16 protein-coding genes are annotated in these 19,706 nt (G+C 32.9%); 4 read left to right on the forward strand and 12 right to left on the reverse strand.

The window, feature by feature from the left end:
- Nucleotides 1–70: 70 nt before the first annotated feature.
- Nucleotides 71–1,756, reverse strand: a complete 1,686-nt coding sequence (locus tag AC1EUV_RS12880; RefSeq protein WP_480199128.1) for a glutamine--tRNA ligase/YqeY domain fusion protein — start codon at nt 1,754–1,756, stop codon at nt 71–73.
- A 136-nt stretch (nt 1,757–1,892) separates the two neighbouring features.
- Here AC1EUV_RS12880 and AC1EUV_RS12885 point away from each other — a divergent pair, with 136 nt between their 5' ends.
- Complete coding sequence (locus AC1EUV_RS12885) at nt 1,893–2,432, forward strand: PepSY-associated TM helix domain-containing protein (RefSeq protein ID WP_480199129.1); 540 nt, start codon at nt 1,893–1,895, stop codon at nt 2,430–2,432.
- 4 nt (nt 2,433–2,436) lie between these two features.
- Here the strand turns inward: AC1EUV_RS12885 and mgtE are convergent, their stop codons facing one another.
- Genes mgtE through AC1EUV_RS12910 form a run of 5 tightly spaced genes read right to left on the reverse strand, consistent with a single transcriptional unit; the run spans nt 2,437 to nt 7,399 of the window.
- On the reverse strand, nt 2,437–3,786 hold the full coding sequence (mgtE, locus tag AC1EUV_RS12890) for a magnesium transporter (RefSeq protein ID WP_480199130.1): 1,350 nt from the start codon (nt 3,784–3,786) through the stop codon (nt 2,437–2,439).
- On the reverse strand, nt 3,776–4,552 hold the full coding sequence (gene rsmA, locus AC1EUV_RS12895) for a 16S rRNA (adenine(1518)-N(6)/adenine(1519)-N(6))-dimethyltransferase RsmA (protein ID WP_480199131.1): 777 nt from the start codon (nt 4,550–4,552) through the stop codon (nt 3,776–3,778). The genes mgtE and rsmA overlap by 11 nt, the downstream gene beginning before the upstream one ends.
- A complete protein-coding gene (locus AC1EUV_RS12900; protein ID WP_480199132.1) occupies nt 4,552–4,881 on the reverse strand; it encodes a DUF4286 family protein in 330 nt (109 codons plus the stop codon). Before AC1EUV_RS12900 ends, rsmA begins: the two co-directional genes overlap by 1 nt.
- A gap of 13 nt (nt 4,882–4,894) precedes the next feature.
- Nucleotides 4,895–5,608, reverse strand: coding sequence for a hypothetical protein (locus tag AC1EUV_RS12905; RefSeq protein WP_480199133.1), 714 nt, complete (start codon nt 5,606–5,608; stop codon nt 4,895–4,897).
- 6 nt (nt 5,609–5,614) lie between these two features.
- A complete protein-coding gene (locus AC1EUV_RS12910; protein WP_480199134.1) occupies nt 5,615–7,399 on the reverse strand; it encodes a tetratricopeptide repeat protein in 1,785 nt (594 codons plus the stop codon).
- A 159-nt stretch (nt 7,400–7,558) separates the two neighbouring features.
- On the opposite strand from AC1EUV_RS12910, the gene AC1EUV_RS12915 reads away from it, so the two are divergent.
- Complete coding sequence (locus AC1EUV_RS12915; protein WP_480199135.1) at nt 7,559–7,702, forward strand: hypothetical protein; 144 nt, start codon at nt 7,559–7,561, stop codon at nt 7,700–7,702.
- Here AC1EUV_RS12915 and serS read toward each other — a convergent pair.
- From serS to AC1EUV_RS12945, 6 genes are all read right to left on the reverse strand, one after another.
- Entirely contained in the window at nt 7,699–8,973 is a 1,275-nt protein-coding gene (gene serS, locus AC1EUV_RS12920; RefSeq protein WP_480199136.1) for a serine--tRNA ligase, read from the reverse strand. The genes AC1EUV_RS12915 and serS overlap by 4 nt on opposite strands.
- Before the next feature lie 72 nt (nt 8,974–9,045).
- Nucleotides 9,046–9,963, reverse strand: coding sequence for a PorP/SprF family type IX secretion system membrane protein (locus AC1EUV_RS12925; RefSeq protein ID WP_480199137.1), 918 nt, complete (start codon nt 9,961–9,963; stop codon nt 9,046–9,048).
- On the reverse strand, nt 9,963–10,610 hold the full coding sequence (locus AC1EUV_RS12930) for a T9SS type B sorting domain-containing protein (protein ID WP_480199138.1): 648 nt from the start codon (nt 10,608–10,610) through the stop codon (nt 9,963–9,965). The genes AC1EUV_RS12925 and AC1EUV_RS12930 overlap by 1 nt, the downstream gene beginning before the upstream one ends.
- Nucleotides 10,611–10,673: 63 nt before the next feature.
- Nucleotides 10,674–11,987, reverse strand: coding sequence for an HTTM domain-containing protein (locus AC1EUV_RS12935; RefSeq protein ID WP_480199139.1), 1,314 nt, complete (start codon nt 11,985–11,987; stop codon nt 10,674–10,676).
- Nucleotides 11,968–12,909, reverse strand: a complete 942-nt coding sequence (locus AC1EUV_RS12940; protein ID WP_480199140.1) for a bifunctional riboflavin kinase/FAD synthetase — start codon at nt 12,907–12,909, stop codon at nt 11,968–11,970. Before AC1EUV_RS12940 ends, AC1EUV_RS12935 begins: the two co-directional genes overlap by 20 nt.
- Nucleotides 12,910–12,918: 9 nt before the next feature.
- The gene (locus tag AC1EUV_RS12945) at nt 12,919–13,455 is read right to left on the reverse strand and encodes a hypothetical protein (protein WP_480199141.1); all 537 of its coding nucleotides are present in this window, start codon (nt 13,453–13,455) and stop codon (nt 12,919–12,921) included.
- Between the two features lie 72 nt (nt 13,456–13,527).
- On the opposite strand from AC1EUV_RS12945, the gene AC1EUV_RS12950 reads away from it, so the two are divergent.
- Together AC1EUV_RS12950 and AC1EUV_RS12955 are read left to right on the forward strand one after the other, a co-directional pair.
- The gene (locus tag AC1EUV_RS12950; RefSeq protein ID WP_480199142.1) at nt 13,528–16,824 is read left to right on the forward strand and encodes a reprolysin-like metallopeptidase; all 3,297 of its coding nucleotides are present in this window, start codon (nt 13,528–13,530) and stop codon (nt 16,822–16,824) included.
- Nucleotides 16,825–16,913: 89 nt separating this feature from the next.
- A complete protein-coding gene (locus AC1EUV_RS12955) occupies nt 16,914–19,697 on the forward strand; it encodes a TonB-dependent receptor (protein WP_480199143.1) in 2,784 nt (927 codons plus the stop codon).
- Nucleotides 19,698–19,706: the final 9 nt, after the last annotated feature.

Genomic DNA, 19,706 nt, shown 5'->3' on the forward strand with positions numbered 1-19,706 from the left:
TACATTCAAAAAAAGATGAAAGTAAATTTGTTGCTTATATTTTTTTAAGAAATTCAATTGTTTGAATTACTTAATTATTCTTCTCAATCTTTGCCCAACTATCACGTAAAGGGACAGTTCTATTAAATACTAGATTTTCAGAAGTGCTGTCATCATCTACACAAAAATATCCCAAGCGTTGAAACTGAAAACGATCTCCAGCCTTAGCTTCTTTTAAACTGGGTTCAACAAAAGCACTTGTATTGATAGTCAACGAATTTGGATTGATGAATTCTTTAAAGTTTTTTTCTTTATGTCCGTCTGGAGCTTCATCACTAAAGAGTCTGTCGTACATTCTAATTTCAGCTTTTTCGGCATGTTTTACCGAAACCCAATGCAGGGTACCTTTTACTTTACGCTTGCTTTCTTCGGTGCCACTACCAGATCTACTTAATGGATCATATGTACATTGAATCTCTGTAATTTCGCCATTCTCATCTTTTGTACAAGATTCTGCCTTAATGATGTATGCATTTTTTAAACGAACTTCCTTCCCTAATTTTAATCGGAAGAATTTCTTATTTGCTTCTTCTCTGAAATCTTCTCTCTCAATGTATAATTCTCTTGAAAAAGGAACCTTTCTGCTTCCTGCACTTTCATCTTCAGGATTATTTTCTGCATCTAACCATTCTTCTTCACCTTCTGGGTAATTAGTAATGACAACCATTACAGGATTTAAGACAGCCATCACACGAGGTGCAGTTTTGTTTAGATCATCTTTCACGCAAAATTCTAAAAGAGCGACATCCGTTACATTATCCCTTTTGGCTATACCGGCAATCTCACTAAATTTTCTAATCGAATTTGGAGTATACCCCCTTCTTCTTAAACCAGAAATAGTGGGCATACGCGGATCATCCCATCCGTTTACATGGTTTTCTTCTACTAATTGTAACAATTTACGCTTACTCATTACAGTATAGCTCAAATTTCTACGCGCAAACTCACGCTGTTTAGGTCTTATTCCGTCTGAATATATTTGATCTAAAAACCAATCGTATAATTCTCTATGTGACTTAAATTCTAATGTACACAATGAATGTGAAATACTTTCTATATAATCTGATTCACCATGTGTCCAATCGTACATTGGGTAGATATTCCAATTATTACCAGTTCTATGATGCGCTTTTTTCAATACACGATAGATAATGGGATCACGCATCAACATATTTGATGAAGCCATATCTATTTTAGCACGTAAAATATGCGAACCTTCATCAAATTCACCATTTTTCATTTTTTCGAATAACTCAAGGTTTTCTTCGATAGAACGATCTCTATTCGGGCTATTTGTACCTGGTTCAGTTGGCGTTCCTTTTTGCTTAGCAATCTCTTCTGAAGTTTGATCATCGACATAAGCCTTTCCTTTTTTAATTAATAGGATTGCCCAATCATACAATTGCTGAAAATAATCTGAAGAATATAATTCATTTTCCCATTCAAAACCTAACCATTTAATATCATTTTTAATTGCATCTACATATTCTTGTTCTTCTTTTGCAGGATTTGTATCGTCGAAACGTAAATTAACGGGTGCATTATATCTTATACCTAAACCAAAATTTAGGCAAATTGAAGAGGCATGGCCAATGTGTAAATAGCCATTCGGTTCAGGTGGAAATCGAAAACGTAAGTCCTCTTTTTTAAACCCGTTTGCTAAATCTTCTTCGATGATTTGCTCTAAAAAATTCAATGATTTTTTTTCTTCAGACATTTCTAAAAATTGAACAGCAAAAGTACTGAAATTATCAATAAAAATGTACTCATATTGTTCATAAGAAAGCCATTATTTATTTTAATAGAAAGCTATTAAGGTTTTGCTATTTTAGCATGCTTTAAAATTTAAATTAATGAAGATTACTAATAGAAGTTTACATCGAGATTTCGCTTATTTTTATGTAGGATTAATTATTGCTTTTTCTTTTTCAGGAATTATACTGAATCATCGACAAGATTGGTATCCAATGGATTATACTTATGAAAGGGAGGATGTGGTAATTTCATTACCAAAAGAAGAAAAAGATATTACTAAAGAGTTTGTAGAGAAGTTTAGTAAAGAGTGGGATGTAAAATATGATGGACACAGGATTAGGGATAACAAGCTGAGAGTTTATTATAAGGATAATAAGATTTTAGATGCAGATATGTCTACTGGTAAAGGTACTTTGGAATTTAAACGAAAAACTCCTTTTATTGGCCATACTATGTATTTGCACAAGTCTACCGATAAGTTTTGGATCTGGTATTCTGATATTTTTGGAGCAGCAATGTTACTTATTGCTATTACCGGTATGTTAATACCTGCTGGTAAAAATGGGTTTAAAAATCGTGGGTGGAAACTAGCTTTAGCTGGGATGATTCTTCCGTTGATTTTCTTGATATTTTTATAAAATTCTAAAAGCCTAAAATCAATTTGGCAATATAGAAGAATAAAAAGATACCAAAAATATCATTACTGGTTGTAATAAACGGACCAGTGGCTATTGCAGGATCAATACCGCGTTTATCTAAAACAATAGGTACAAAAGTCCCAATGAGTGCAGCTACAATAATAACGCTTACCATAGAGATGGCAACTGTAAAGCTAAAGGTAATATCCATTTTCATGGCAAATCCTGCTAGAATGACTAAAAAGCCTAAGACTAAACCATTAATTAAACTTAGTCCAACTTCTTTGACTAAACGATTAAATAAACTCCCTTTTACTGTGTCATTTGCTAAACCTTGAACTATAATTGCGGAAGATTGTACACCAACATTTCCCGCCATAGCGGCAATTAAAGGGGTAAAGAAAAATAAATGTTTGTATTTAGCTAGTGCATCTTCAAAACCTTCCATTATAATAACAGAACCAAGACCACCTATTAGTCCAAGAACAAGCCATGGTAAGCGAGCTTTTGTGAGTTCAAAAATAGAATCATCTGCTTCAACATCTTCGGTAATACCAGCAGCTAATTGATAATCTTTGTCAGCCTCTTCCTTTAATACATCAACTATGTCGTCAATAGTAATTCTTCCGAGAAGGACATCATTATCATCGATTACGGGTATGGCTTCAAGATCATATTTTGCCATAACTTTAGCAACTTCTTCACCGTGATCATCAACATGAACTGAATCTACATTCGTAATATAGATATCAGCAATTTTTTCTTCGTTTTTGGCAATAATTAAATCCTTCAAAGAAAGACGACCAATTAATTGATCTTGTTTATTAACTACATAAATAGAATGGACTCTTCTTACATCTTTTGCTTGCCCTCTAATTCTTCGTAAACATCCAGCAACGGTCCAAGTTTCATAAACTTTAACCAGCTCTTTTGCCATTAAACCGCCCGCCGTATCTTCATCATATGCCAGTAATTCCTCAATTTCTGCTTTATGCTCCTCATCTTCAATAGCTGAGATGACACTTTCTTGACGTTCTTCGGGTAATTCGGCAACCATGTCGGCCGCATCATCGGTGTCAAGTTCTTCTAGCTCTTCTGCAATTTCTTTAGCAGATAGGTTTTTAAGGATTTTTTCACGAGTGTCCTCGTCGAGTTCCATTAAAATATCCGAAGTCTTTTCGCTATCCAATAATTTGATAATGTAAACGGCTTCGTCAAAGTTTAACTCTTCTAAAACTTCAGCAATATCAGCATAATGCTCGTCTTCCAACAGCGTAAGAATAGCCTTCTCGTCTGACTGAGAGATGAGTAATTCTATTTGTTCTATAAATTCTTTGGTTAACTCAAATGGCATCGTTTGCTATTTTTTGCGTCAAACTGACAAATTCCTCGACGGATAATTGTTCAGGGCGTTGCGCAAATATAGCATCTTCTCTTAATTTATCTGAAAGATTAAAAGCTTTTAAACTACCACGTAACATTTTTCTACGTTGATTAAAAGCCGTTTTGACTACGCGAAAAAATAATTTTTCATCAACAGGAAGGGTGTAATTTTCTTTACGAACAAGCCTAATCACTCCAGAATCTACCTTTGGTGGCGGATTAAATACACTTGGTGAAACAGTAAAAAGGTATTCGGCACTATAAAAAGCTTGAGTTAGTACTGAAAGAATACCATAAGTTTTAGAACCTGGTTTTTCAGCAATACGCTGAGCAACTTCTTTTTGAAACATACCAGAAAATTCTGGTATACGATCACGATTCTCTAAAGCTTTAAAAACAATTTGAGATGAGATATTGTAAGGAAAATTACCAATTATTGCAAGTGGCTTGTCATCAAAAAAATCATCTAAATTAATTTTTAAAAAATCTTTGGAAATGATTCGATCAGCCAAATTTAAATAATGAGCTTTCAAATACTCAACAGACTCTGTATCTATTTCAATAACATGTGTAACGAATTTTTTTTCAAGTAGATATTTGGTCAATACGCCCATACCTGGGCCAATTTCTAAGACATCATTGTAATTTTTTCCTGTAAGTGAATCCGCTATTTTTTTTGCGATGTTTTCATCTTTTAAGAAATGCTGACCAAGATGTTTTTTGGCTTTTACCGACATTAAGAGTTAATGAAGTTTTTAGTATGATGAACTACATCTAATTCAGTTCTAAAAGCCACAAATTTATTACCGAAAAGTTTTATGGCCTCTTCACGTAATCTATCAGCATCATGATAATAATAAAGATCAAGTGTTTCTTTGCTATCAGTTGTATATTGAACCGAATAAGTAACACCACCCATTTCTTCTTCAACCATAACCTGACTCATCTTTGCTTCGGTAAATTTACCCGTTTCTAGCATTTCTGGAATATGTTTTTCTTGCATCCACCTTAACCAGTCGTTTTCAACCGATTCGTCTATATTTATTGTTACGTTGTATATATACATTTCTTTAATTTATTTAACAGCCCATTGGAATTTCAAAAGAAATAGTTTCTTCTTTCTTTTCCCCGGTATTTGAATTTATTAAATTAATTTTTAAAAAAATTCTACTCATGCTGACGTCGACAGGCGAAAATTCAGGGTTGTCAAGGTTTTTTAGGAGTTTATGCCAACGTTCTCCGCAATAATCGAAAACAGTTTTTTCTAATTCATCTTTAGTATAAGTGACAAATTTTCCCCAGTCATCTTGAGAGTAGGAATCAGTTATAAAAATATTGCTTTTACTATATAACTTTTTCCAATTAGAATAATAATGTTTCCAATCCAATAAATCACAATGAGGACCTTCATCCATAATAGTAATACTATTTTCATGACGTTGATAAACTACTATTTTATCAAATCCATTAGGTATAATTTTAAAAGTTTTACCTTCTATGGTCTTGCCTAATTCTAAAAACACAAATGCAGTATCTTTTTGTATTTGTTTTAACTTATGTTCATTATCCCATATTCCAATACTATCTAAAAGAATACTAAAATCATTAAATTTGATTTCTAAAGTGTTTTTTGGCTCTTCAAGTTGAACGTAAATTAAAGAATCAGTTTTACTATTTAGTTTTTTTGTTTCAACCTCAGAACTAGCAATACTTTCTTTTGAGGAATTTTTGCTTTTTTCTTTACAAGCAAGTATTGATAAAACAAGAACTATTAAAAATACATAACTTTTCATTCAATTTTAGTTGATTTGATCTCCTCGTAATTTCCTAAAGCGTTTGCGGGCATCGACCAAGTAAATACTGGACGGATGTTCAAAAATGATCTTTTGATACATTTCTTTGGCTTTTTCAGGAATGTTAAGTCTATTCTCATACAATTCTCCTAATCTAAAATAACTATTGTCTAGTAAAATACTAGCGTATTGCATGTCAATTATTTTTTGATAGTTAATTTCTGCTTTTGTGAATTGCGAAGTTTTTTCAAAAAGTTGTGCTTGTTTAAATAAAGCAACGTCTTCTATTTCATGATCTTTATGGTTTTTTAGTACGAAATCTAAACTATCAATTGCTTCCTTGTTTTTGTTTTGAAAAGCTAATAAATCTGCTTTAGCGTATAATTGTAAGGCTTTAGGAATAGAGTCATATCCTAAATTATCTGAAATCAATAAAAATAAATCAACAGCATCATTTGCAATCAATTGGGAAGTTGAACCTTTTAATACTTTTAATTGGGTTGATGCCCATTTAAAATCACCTTTAAAATAAGAGGTTTGCGCTACTTTAAAACGGGCAGTTTGCGCTAATGTGCTATTCTTTAATTTGGTTTGAACTTGTGTGTAATGAATTAATGCTTGGTTAAATTGATTTGTATACACCAAGACATCGGCTAATTTAATTTTTACTTCACCTTTCTGAAAGTCAGATACTGTTCTAGACAAAGCACCATTTAATATTTCTATTGCTTTTTGAGGGTTATTCTTTTTGAATGTTAAAAAATCAGCATAAGCTACTTGAAGATCGATCGTATTACTATTAATACCATACTGTTGAAACAACTCATTAAATCGTTGATCTAATACATCTAATTCTTCTTTAGATGTTGCTGTTGCGATGCCAGCGTCTAACAAATACAGTTGAGCTTCTAATTGTACATTTTGATCAGGAGTATTTTCTAACACATATTGAAAAGTATTTTTTACAGTTTCAAAATCTTCATTATTAAATGCCAGGTCGCCAACTTCAATAATTCTTTCTAGACCTTCTTGATTACGTAGGTAAAGAGCCTTCTCTTGTACTAAGGCCTTGTCATAATCCTTTTGTTGCATGTATAACCAACTAAGCAACATATTCCAAGAGTTATTAGGATTACTTTGTAGTCGCTTTAACAATAACTTTCTAAAAAGTACATTATTTGCATCTTGATTATCATCTGACAAAAAACGACCTGCATAGCGCTGTACAGTAGAAAAATAACTAGGATTTTTATCAACCATGCTTAGATAAGAATCGAACATGTTTTCTATTTCTGCTTTTTCTCCATAAATAAAAGCGATATAAGCATCATAGTTAAGGTTTGAATTTAATTCCATTGCCTTTCTATAAGCTTTTAAAGCATAATCTAGTAAATGATTATCCTGAAAAGTCTTCCCGATAAGGTATCCAGAATTAGGATTCTTTTCAACCGATCGTAAAGCAGATTCATAATAGGGCAGTGCTAAATCTGGCTGATCTTGTAATTGTAAATTATAACCAATTTCGATGTCTAAATATTGTTGAGATGGAAATCTTAACTTCTGTTGATTTAATAAATCTGTGGCTTCTTTAAATTTTTCAGTTAACTGATAACAAGACAGTAACCTTTTAAAATAATCACGTCTAATAGCATTCTTTTCATGCAATTGTTCATACAGTACCGAGGCCTTTTCATACTCTCCTTTTCTAAAATAACTATAAGCTAACTGAGAGCTTTGCGAAAAGCTAAATGTTGTAAAGAATAATAATATGGCAATAAAAGTAATTCGCATAGCGTTATAACGTGAGTAAACTAAAATTTATTTGCTACTTGACCAAAGGTAGTAAAAGAAGTGTTAAAAATTTGATAAAACGTATGAGTTGAACCTTTACTTTGTAACATTTTGGCATGACATTTGTCTTATAAGTAACAACAACTAAATACTTTTACAATGATCGAATTAAAGAAACACTACACGATAGCTAAGAAAAAAGCAAATCTTTTTATGAAGTCTGGTAATATAAACGCATATGTAGATGCGCTTATAGAAATGAACAGATATAAAAAATTAATGGTAGCTGTTACCAATAATTAGTTTATGATCTTAAAACCAGTATATTTCTGTAATACATCAGGTATTACTATGCCTTCTTCTGTTTGGTAATTTTCTAAGATACCCGCTAATACTCTAGGCAATGCTAAAGAACTCCCGTTCAATGTATGCGCCAATTGACTTTTACCTTCGCTATTTTTAAAACGTAATTTTAAGCGGCTTGCTTGAAAAGTTTCAAAATTTGAAATTGAACTTATTTCTAACCATCGATCTTGAGCTGTAGAAAACACTTCGAAATCGTAAGTTAAAGCGGAAGCAAAAGTTAAATCGCCACCACATAATCGTAAAATTCTGTAAGGGAGTTTTAATTCTCTAAGAATTTCTTTTACATGATCGACCATTCCATCTAGAGCTTCGTAGGAATTATCAGGATGCTCTATTCTAACAATTTCTACTTTATCGAATTGATGTAATCTGTTTAGCCCTCTAACATGTGCACCATACGAACCTGCTTCTCGTCTAAAACAGGGAGTATAACCAGTATTCAAAATAGGAAAATCACTTTCTTTAAGTAAAGTGTCGCGATATAAGTTAGTAACTGGAACTTCAGCAGTAGGTATTAAATATAAATTATCACCAGTTACATGATACATTTGACCTTCTTTATCCGGGAGCTGACCGGTACCAAAACCAGAAGCTTCATTCACTAAATGTGGAACTTGAACTTCTTGATAACCAGCCTTAGTATTTTTATCTAAAAAATAGCTAATTAATGCACGTTGTAATTTGGCGCCTTTGCCTTTGTATACGGGAAAACCAGTTCCAGTAATTTTATTACCAAGTTCAAAATCGATAATGTCATATTTCTTAGCTAGTTCCCAATGAGGTAAAGCATTTTCGCTCAATTTAGGCACATCACCTTCACGGAAAGTTTCTTCATTATCATCTTCTGTATTGCCGAAAGGAACTAATGAATTAGGGATGTTAGGTATTTGATATAGTAACTGATTTAATTCTTCTTGAGAAGAGTTTAGTTTCTCTGTTAATAGTTTAGATTGCTCTTTTAACTGACCAGTTTTTTCTTTTAATAAGTTGGCTTTTTGAACTTCACCAGACTTGAAAAGCAAGCCAATTTCTTTAGAAATTTTATTAGATTCTGCAAGAATTGTATCTAACTCTGCTTGTATGTTTCTTCTAGTCTCATCTGTGTTCAAAACCTTTTCGATTGTGCTATCCGCATCTGCGAAATTACGAACCTCTAATCCTTTTAAAACACGTTCTTTATTCTCCCTTATAAAAGCTACCTGTAACATTGTGGTTCAATTTTAAGTGAGCAAAGATAATGATTGCCTCTAGATTTACGAATGAAGATTTATATTTTTAATCTAGAAAAAACGAGTGTGACATCGATGCGCTTTAGAGCTTTCTGTAAATCGATAGGATAGTACAAATTCATGACTACCATCATTAAATTGATTTAAACTTTTTAATGAATAATCAAACGAATAGCCAATAGTAAAAACTGAACTCAAATCGGCACTTACAACTACACTCAATGATTCACCGTTGTTATATGATAGTCCTCCTGTAAACTTTTCATCAAACATAATATTAGCTGCAACATTTAAAGATAAAGGGGCTCCGCTTACAGCTTTAGTTAAAAGAGTGGGTTTGAATTTTAACACTCTACTCAATTCAAATACATAACCACTCATTAGAAAATAGTAAGGTCTATCAGTAATTTCTCCACCAAAATGATTAGTATGCAATAGGTTTAATACTGATAAGCCTACATACCAATTGTCTCCGTACCAAAAAGCACCAGCTCCTAAAGTTGGTGAAAATTTAGATTCTATGGATTCTGCTAATAATGGATCGTTAGAGTCTTGTGGAGAACCTTTACTAAGGTCTACAGTTAAAATCTCACCGCCTATTTTTAAGCCGAATGCTAATTGTGACTTTTCTGTTGCTCTTATAATATAAGAACCATCAATATTTATGTTTTTTTGATCAACTGGGCCTAAACGATCTATTGAAAAAGAAGCACCTATACCAATAGGTCTGTTTTCTAACTTTGTTTGTGCAAAAATATTATGTGTTTGTGGTGCTCCATTTATTGGAGTCCACTGAATTCTAGAAGATAAGGTTAAGCTTAAAAATTCTTTACTACCAACATATGCTGGGTTATATAGCTGCGAGTTGAAAATGTATTGTGTATAATGTGGTGTTTGTTGAGCTTGAGTGTCTAATAATGGTATCAATAGAAAACAACTAAGAATAATATGTTTCAGATAGTTTATCATTATCTAGTTAGGTACAACCACCCAGAGAATTTTTTGTTGTCAAAGTTTAAATCGATAGTGTAGAAGTAAGTTCCAGTTGGTAATCTTTTTGATCCATTAACTGTAGCTCCGGTAGTAGCTATACCATTCCAATCGTTTTGATAACCAATCTTTTCAAAAACCAAATTTCCCCAACGATTATAAATTTGAAGTTTACTGTTTGGAAAGGCTATAATACCACTAATATTAAAAAAGTCATTAAACCCGTCATCATTAGGCGTAAAAATGGTATTCACATTTATGGCTATAAACGTAATGGTAGCCGGTCGAGAATTTTCAAAACAAGTAAGGCTTTGACCTGAGATTTGAACTCTAAATTGTGTTCTGCTAATGGATTGAGAGACATTAGTTAATGTTAATATGTTTGTATCTGTTCCTGTATAATCAAAACCGTCATCTAGATCCTCCCAATCATTTGTAGTAATATTAAACACCTGCCATTGGTAAGAAAGAGTTTCATTACTAGAGGCGTCAACACTCAAAGTAATATTATCGTTATCTAGAAAAAGTTGATTTTGCGGTTGATCATTGATAGTAATACATGCTTGGCCATATGACTTTATACTAAAAACAGAAAAGCAAACTAAAAGGAGAATTAATCTATACATTAGAAATGAGAAAACCTACAACAAAAGAACGGTTAGTAAGTAGCTATATTGTCTTAAATCTTATTAGTTTTTTCCTGAAGGTAACAACCATTTGTTATGTTTAAAATGATCCCATTTTGCTAAGGCTAAATCAATAGTATCATTAACTAAAGGTTTTCTTTCTTTACCATTAACGCTTATATTTCCTTTTACAAAAACAGCAATATCTTTTCCATTTGCAGCATATATTTTTTTAAGACGTTGAGAAAATTGCCAAATCATATCAGGTTTCGCCATTACCGACCGTAGTTGTTTATCGGTAAGGTATTGCCTTAGATTTATTATTTCCTTTTTACCGGTTTCCTTATCAACTATAGTAAAAGTTTGAAAACCTGATTTGGCTCTCAACATCATTCGCCAACTTAAACGATGCCCTTCTTCTGTCCAGAGCACATTATCTTTAATTGTCCAATGTCTTAACGGAAGTACAAATTGAATGATAAAGTAAATTCCAAAAAAAAGAATTATAGTTTTCTTGAAATTAGGTACTATTACTTCATTTTTATTATAAAATGGTTTCCTTTTAAGAAAGATTTTATGAATTGTTCTTGGCTCAAAGAAAAATAAAGCAAAAGCTAAACTTAAGAAGGGAAAAATACCAACTTGAAAAACGATGGCATTAAAAAGGTGAAAAAATATAGAAATAGCAAAAGCAAAAACTCGTGTTCTTTTGAATAATAATAAAGGAACAATCAATAAGTCAAAAAATAATCCGCCATAGCTTAAAAAATATGGAAACCAGCCGTTATTTAATAATTTACCTATTACTGGAAAATTGATTTTAGTTGATAAAAATAATTTTGCAGGAATCGCTTGTAGCCAATCTGGATATATTTTGGCAATTCCGCCATAAAAATAAACCAACCCTATCTGTAACATTAAGATTAGTGAAGTCCAAAATGGAACTGAAATTGCTTTTAGAGAAGGTTTTCTTTTTACATCAAAAGATAAGTAGTTGTTAGCTGGTAAAAAGATCATTAAAAAACTTAATAGAGCTGTTAAGTAGTAATGATTATTATACGAGGATTTTTGCATTAAGTATGTAGCAGACCACATCAAAAAAAAGGAAACTATTGCTAGCCGATATCGATACCCTATCATCACACAAAACCCAAAAACACCCATTATTAGGTAGTAATAGTACATGCCATTTCCTGGTAAGGGCTGCAAGAAATCAAATCCTATAAAATTAAAAGTGAATTTGGGTTCAACCATTGTTTTAGTAACCCATCCAGTAAGGATTGCTCCCCAAGATTCTAGAAAAAGTAATAATCCGAAGATGATTCGAAATATAATTAATGGGGAATTATCTATATGTCTAAATAGAAATTTCTCCACTCTTTATCAGCTCACGTGCTTTTTGTTCATCTTTTTTTATCTGAGCAAATAGATGCTCTACAGAAGCAAACTTTTGCTCGTCACGCAAACGCTTTAATAAACTTACTTGAATATTTTCTCCGTAAAGATTGGCGTCAAAATCAAGAAGATGTACTTCAATAGTTTTGCGTTTGCCATTTAACGTTGGCCTTTTACCAATATTCATAATACCAAAATAATGTTTGTTATTTATATTGGTTTCAACAATATAAACACCAGACTTTGGTATTAACTTGTAATCCTCTTTTATATGCATGTTTATAGTAGGATAATTAAACTGTCTACCTAAAGCTTTACCAGCAACGACCTCGCCTGTAAGTCTAAATGCGTAGCCTAAGTATTCGTTTGCTTTTTCAATGTCTCCATCTTCAAGAGCTTTTCTAATTTTGGTAGAGCTCACAGAAATATTTTCAATGTCTTGAGCTGGAATTTCTTCTACTTCAAATCCATAAATACTTCCATATTCTTGTAATTGCTCAAAATTACCTTCACGGTTTCTACCGAAACGATGATCATACCCAATAACTAATTTTTGAGCACTCAGACTTTTTTTTAATATGTCTCGCGCAAAATCTAATGCCGTAAGTCTTGAGAATTCTTTTGTGAAAGGTTCTATTATTAAATGATCAAGCCCTATTTTTTGAATTAGATCAATTCTTTCATTTATGGTATTTAATAATTTTATAGAATTACCTTTTTGTAATACCATTCTTGGGTGAGGAAAAAAAGTTAGAATCACAGATTCCCCATTATTATCTCTGGCGTTTTTTATTAGATTTTTTATAATGGCTTGATGCCCAACATGTACACCGTCAAAGGTTCCTATAGTAACTATTGAGGTATCTTTTTTATTAAAATCTTGATAGGAGTGATGTATTTTCACTGAAGAGACTTATTGGTCTAAACTTATTTTTTCGTCAATTTTATTAAGTAGCATAGGTATATTTTTGATACTTAAATCTGCGCTCAAAGTTAATTGATTTTTTTTGATATTAAGAGATAGATTGCCTTCTGTTATTTTGAAATATCCAGCAGTTCCTTTACAGTAACATAATCTATGTAAGGTGGCTGATACTTTCTGTAAATCTTTATTAGATAACACTAGATTTTTTGTTTCTTTTGGGATGGATAAATAAATAGTTTCAGAATAATGACTATCAGTGGTGTTTTTTAATTCATTACGTTTGTAAGTGTATTCTAAAAGAATAGAATCTTTATTAACTTTCTCTCCGTAATACATGCCAAATTCATCCTTTTTTAATTTCAAGGTTTTGTTCGGGATAATTTTCAAAAGACAAGTTCCATCTTTTGGACAATTAGCTATAGTAAAAGATTTACTCCTCTTTAATTCTGCTAAAAATGATACTTTTTTTTGAGCAGAGCATGACGATAAAAAAATAATCATACAGAAAGTGAAAGTAATTTTCATAACCTTCTTTTCGTAAAAATATAAAATTTAATTACCTAAATTTGTTTGAATACTTTAATTATTTATGAATTAATGAAGAAAGATATATCACTATTTTTTACAGTTATATTGTTATTATTTTGCTTAGTTTCTTTAGGGCAAGAGAAAACCCTATGGGTAAAATCTAGTACTGAAAAATCATTCTTAACAAAGAAACGAAATATTCCAAAAGCAAATAACATCTATCATTTAGATATTAGTGCTCTTAAAACTAGTTTATCAGAGGTTGCTAAGCACATAAATCCGTCTTCGGTTTTAAAAACGGTAATTCAATTTCCTAACGCTAAAGGTAAATTGATAAAATATAAGGTAGAGGAAGCGTCAATAATGCATCCTGATTTGGCAAATAAATTCTCTAACTTAAAATCTTATATAGGTAAGGGAGTTGATGATAAATCAACTTCACTAAGATTTAGTCTGACTCCTTTTGGTTTACATGCTATGATTTTCACAAATGGAAAAAGTACGTTGTATATTGATCCATTAGAATCTAAAAAGAACATATATATAGCCTACAAGCGTAAAGATATAAATGTAAAGAAAGAATTTACATGCTTTGTAGAAAACCAGTTATCGGTATCAAAAACTAAAAATTTAAACTTTAAAAACGCTAATGATGGTCTACTAAGAACTTTTGAATTAGCACTTGCTACAACCGAAGAATATTCAGATTTTCACACTTCTGGTTTACCTGCAAATAGCACAAGAACGGATTCCATAAACGCTGTTATGAGTGCTATAAATGTAACTATGACTAGAGTGAGTGCGATTTTTGAGCGTGAAGTTGCGTTAACCTTGCAATTAGTTCCAAATAATGATCAACTCATTTTTTTAAGTTCTGATCCGGGTGAAGACCCATATACAAATGGAGACGGTTCAAGCATGTTGAGTCAGAATCAGACGACTATAGATAATATTATAGGTGCCGCAAATTACGATATTGGTCATGTATTTAGTACTGGTGGAGGAGGTGTGGCTTTTTTGGGTTCACCTTGCGGAGCTTCAAAGGCAGGAGGCGTTACAGGACAGAGTGCTCCTGTTGGTGATCCATTTGATGTAGATTTTGTTGCTCACGAATTAGGTCATCAATTTGGAGCAAATCATACATTCAATGGAACTGCTCGTAGTTGCGGAGGAGGTAATAGAAATGATGCAACTGCGGTTGAACCAGGTAGTGGAACAACAATTATGGCTTATGCTGGTATTTGTGCTCCACAAAATGTGCAGTTAAATAGTGATGATTATTTTAATTTAGTGAGCATTCAAGAGATATATAACTTTATATCTTCTGGAAGCTCATTATGTGATGATGAAACGACTTTAACAGGAAATACTAATGCCCCAACAGTTAATGCCGGAGATAATTTTACAGTACCAAAATCGACACCTTTGGTATTAAGAGGTCAGGGTTCTGATATTGATGGAGACGCCATTACTTTTTGTTGGGAGCAACAAGATAATGGAGTTGTCCGTATTTCTAGTCCACCATTATCTACTCAAACACAAGGGGCGGTCTTTAGGTCATTAGACCCAACGACATCGTCAGATCGTTATTTACCTGCACTTAACACAGTCATTGCTGGTAATTTATCATCAACTTGGCAGGTATTACCTAGTGTGGGGAGAACTATGGACTTTAGTTTAACGGTGCGTGATAATGTTGCTGGCGGTGGACAAACTGCCTCGGATGATATGACCATAACAATTGATAATAATTCAGGTCCTTTTATGGTGACAAGCCAAAATACTAACGAAGTTTTTTGGGCATCTGGTACTATAGAAACCATAACTTGGGATGTAGCTGGCACAAATAATGCTCCAGTAAATGCTGCTAATATAAATATTTTATTATCTCTCGATGGTGGATTTACGTATCCAATAACTTTAGCTTCTAATACACCAAATGATGGGGCTCAAATTATCACAGTGCCATCCAATATAACCAATTCGGCAAGAATAAAAATTGAATCAGCTAACAATATTTTTTATGCGCTAAATGATACTAATATTAATATTGTTAATGATTTTGCGGCGAGTGTATCTCAAAGCACTCAAACAGTTTGCTCGCCAGATAATGCTGTCTATAATTTTAATGTAAACTTTGCAAGTGGTTTTACAGAGACTGTTAGCTTTTCGACAAACAATTTACCTTCAGGAGCAGATGCGGTTTTCAATCCAACATCAGCAAATACTAATGATAATGTTCAATTAACCATTGAGGGTATTGTTAATCTTAATCCAGGGTCATATAATTTTGAAATAGTATGTACTTCAACTTCAGTAACTAGAATATTAGATGTTGTACTAAATGTGTTTGAAAGTACTATTTTAAGTCCAACGCTAACATCACCATCTAACGGAACAACAGGAGTGTTGGCTAATGGTAGTATGTTGTTATGGGATGAAGATGTGAATGTTCAAAATTATGATATTGATATAGCTACAGATGCAGGGTTTAATACTATCATAGAAACTGCCACTATCCAAACAAATTCTTATTTGCCGCAAAATTTACAGGATGCCACAACTTATTATTGGAGGGTAAAACCTACTAATAATTGTACCTCAGGTAGTTTTTCTGCAACAAGTGTATTTATAACAAGTGAAATTGTTTGTGAAAATTATAATGCTTCAGATACTCCTTTAGGTATACCTGATGATATTCCTTTAGGTATAAATTCAGTTGTTAACGTAACAGATGATTTTATTGTGAGTGATGTTAATGTAACTATAAGTGTTAGTCATACTTGGATGAGGGATTTAATTTTTACTCTAGAAAGTCCTCAAGGTACAAGTGTTGAGTTGGTAAACCGACAATGTAGTGGAGCTGGAGGGAATGTGAATATGTCTGCAACTTTTGACGATTTGGGGGTTGATTTAGTTTGTGCTAATTCTTCTCCTGTTATAACAGGAACAATCAAATCTTTAGAAGTTTTAGCAGCATTTAATGGAGAGTCATCATCTGGTAATTGGACGCTTAATGTATCTGACAATGCCGGTGACGATATCGGTACCATTAATAGTTGGAGTTTAGAATTGTGTGAAAGTGTGGCAGTAGCTAATACAAATAATGAAGTATTTCAAGACTTATCTATCTGGCCAAACCCTACAAATGGTTTAGTAAATATTTCTTTTGTTTCTTTTAGAACTGATAACACTAGCGTTTCAATTTATGATACTTTAGGAAGAAGAATAATCTCGAAAAGATATGGCCTTGAAAGCATTGTATTCAATGAAGAGTTGGACATTAGCGTATTGTCTAAAGGTTTGTATTTTATTGAAATTAAAAAAGGGAAAGAATCGGCAGTTAAAAGATTACTAGTATTCTGATTTATTAATCCTCTAATTTATTATGCATGCATTGTAAAATGTAAAAAAAATTGTACTTTGCGACATTGTTAACCATATAATTATACATTATGAATAAACTTTTTACTCTTGTAGCTGTGCTATTAATTAGTGTTACTGCTGTTGCGCAAACCGTAGTTACAGGAACGGTTACTGATGCAGCTAATAATGATCCAATACCTGGTGTGAATATTAGACTTGAAGGTAAATTTATTGGTACGAGTACTGATTTTGATGGTAATTTCACCTTGAATGTTACTGAACCATTACCTTTTAAAGTGGTTTTTACGTCTGTAGGGTATGAGAGTCAAACAGTAGAAGTAACCGAGAATAATCAAAAACTCACAATAGCTTTAGTAGAGGGTACTCAGCTAGATGAGGTTGTTGTTTCGGCTTCGAGAACTCCAGAAAGTGTTCGCGAGTCTCCCGTTACGATTGAGAGAATGGACGCCAGAGCAATAAAAAATACTTCTACAGCAAATTTTTATCAAGGGTTAGAAAATTTGAAAGGAGTTGATGTAAACACGAGTAGTTTAACGTTTAACTCAGTTAATACAAGAGGATTTGCAACATTTGCCAATACTCGTTTTGTTCAGTTAGTTGATGGGATGGATAATTCATCACCAGCATTGAACTTTGTATTGGGTAACTTAATTGGTATAAATGAACTAGATGTGCAGAGTGTTGAACTACTTCCAGGAGCATCTTCTGCATTATATGGGGCAAATGCTTTTAATGGTATTTTATTTATGACAAGTAAAAACCCTTTTGAGCATCAAGGTATAAGTGCCTATGTTAAAACGGGGTTAACTGTACAAGATGCTGCTGGAGATAACAATTTTACTGATTTTGGTATTCGTGCAGCACATGCATTCAGCGAAAAGTTTGCAGCAAAAGCTTCTTTTTCATATATGAAAGGAACTGATTGGGTTGCAAATGATACGAATCAATATAGTGATGTTGGTGCACAGGTAGGCGATCCAGATTTTATTATTCCTGCTGACCCTTCAAGACATGCACATGATGGTTTAAATATTTATGGTGATGAAATTTCGACTGGGGCTCTTGGACTTACTTTAAGAGATGTCGGTGTGATCTTAGAAAACACACCAGGAACTGGTTTTCCTGCGGGTGCTGCTGCTTTATTACCTGCAGTAAATGTTGGTCGCACAGGTTATTTAGAGCAAGATTTGACAGATTATAACGCTGAAAGTATGAAGGCCGATTTTTCACTAAATTACAGACCCTTTGAAAATGATATAGAAGTAATCTGGAATTCACGGTTAGGATTTGGAGGAAGTATTTATCAAGGATCTAACAGATATCAATTAAAGAATTTCTTTATTCAACAACATAAACTTGAAGTAAAAGGTGATAATTTCTTTGTAAGAGGGTATACTACCTCTGAAGATGCGGGTGATTCTTACGATATGCGTTTTACAGGGATTAATATGAACAGAGTAAATGCTTTAGAATGGTTTGGTACCTATGCAGGAGGTTATCTACAAACCGTTTTAGGTGGAGGATCTGATGCACAAGCTCACGCTAATGCAAGAACTGCAGCTGATGCAGCTTATAGACCTGAACCTGGAACACCAGAATTTAGAGCTTTATTTAATCAAGTAACATCTGACCCAGATGTGGCTACTGGTTCTAAATTTTTAGATAATACAAAGTCATATCATGCTGAAGGGAATTATAATTTTTCGAAGATGCTGAATGATGCTATGGATCTTCAAGTAGGCGGGTCTTATAGACGGTATGCATTAAATTCATTTGGAACTATTTTTACAGATTACGATGGGCCTATAGAGTATAGTGAGGTAGGTGCCTACGTTCAGGCAAGTAAGAAATTTGCTGATGAACGATTAAAACTTACAGGATCGATTCGTTATGATAAAAATGAATTTTTTGATAGTAATATTTCGCCAAGAGCATCTTTAGTGTATTCTGCAGGCGAAAATAGAAATCATAATTTTAGAGCATCTTATCAAACAGGTTTTAGAAACCCAGATACACAAGCCTTATTTATTGGCTTTAATATAGGTAGAGCTATTTTAGTAGGTGGTTCACCTGATAATTTGGATAGAATATTGCCTGGTACTACGTTGACAGGTAGAGATGCTTATTTCAATTCTTATACAAGAACTTCTGTAGATGCATTTAGGGTTAGTCAAAATCCAGCTGACTTAATTCAAGCACCAGCTGATTTAGTGGCTCCTGAAAAAGTATCAGCTTATGATGTGGGATATAGAGGACGAATAGCGAAAGTTGATATGGATGTGAATTTTTATTATAATAATTACGAAGGTTTTATAAGTCAGGAAGTTGTTATTACACCTAACAATGGAAGCGTGACGGATCTAACAGGAGTCCAAGACCTTGTTGCGGGTGACGTAACAGCCTTTCAAACCTACACCAATACGTCAGCAGATGTTACTTCTTATGGGGCGAATATTGGGTTAAATACAAAGATTGCAGGTTTTGATATTGGTGCTAGCTATACCTATTCTAAACTAGATTTCGATCAAGCAGAGGACCCTGATTTCTTAGTTGGTTTTAATACTCCTGAACATAAGGCTAAGTTGTCATTAGGACATAATAACTTATTTGAGAATTTTGGTTTTAATATTAATGCCAGATGGCAAGAGGAATATTTATGGCAGGCAGGTATTGCTAATGCATTAGTTTCTGAAAGAACAGTTATTGATGCTCAGGTAAATTTAAGAGTACCTAAATTAAAATCAACTTTTAAAATAGGTGGTTCAAATCTAGGTGGTGATGAATACCGTAGTGCTGTTGGAACAGGTGCTGTTGGATCTCAGTTTTTTGTTTCTTGGGTAGTTAATAATTAAAATAAAATG

The organism is Maritimimonas sp. 2304DJ26-3, assembly GCF_056591635.1.